This window comes from Dietzia sp. IBK-p2-15D (assembly GCF_057773105.1).
In genome coordinates, this window is sequence record NZ_JBYMTK010000033.1 from 1 (window position 1) to 529 (window position 529).

General features: G+C 20.0%; 1 protein-coding gene. It reads right to left on the reverse strand.

Features of this window, described 5'->3' with window-relative positions; genetic code table 11:
- Positions 1 to 30: 30 nt before the first annotated feature.
- The coding region (locus tag AC3DEV_RS16715) for a hypothetical protein (RefSeq protein WP_488372819.1) at positions 31 to 529 on the reverse strand (499 nt) is incomplete at its 5' end.

The following is a 529-nucleotide window of genomic DNA, read 5'->3' on the forward strand; positions in this document are numbered from 1 at the left end:
TATATTAACATTAATGATATTAAATAAACATTAACGAATATACATTTTTTGATTAATGTAAGTATTATTAGGAACATAATCAAGCATAGTAATTTTAATAAGAATTGAATAGTCTTTATTATCAATATCGGCAAGTTCATTATTTTGATTAAATAATTCAATATGTAATTGATTAATATCTACAGCGGAAGGTGGTATATATTTAATAGGAATAAATGTATTATAATAGGATTGATTATTAATTTTACAGAAATAAGTTTCCGAATTATAAAAAATATTATTAAAATTATTTAATTTAATTAAATAATAATCAATTATATTTAATTTTAATGGAGTATGGTGGATTATTGAATTTGTTAAGTTATATTCATTGGCATATAAATCATTATTGGTTATTACTGTATTATAATTAGTAATCATATTTGCTTGTAATTGTAATTGTCTAAATCCTAATTGACGAAATATAGAATGAATATCCGTAAAGAAAAAACGAACTTGTAATGGAATATAAATGAATGCATTTTCGCCG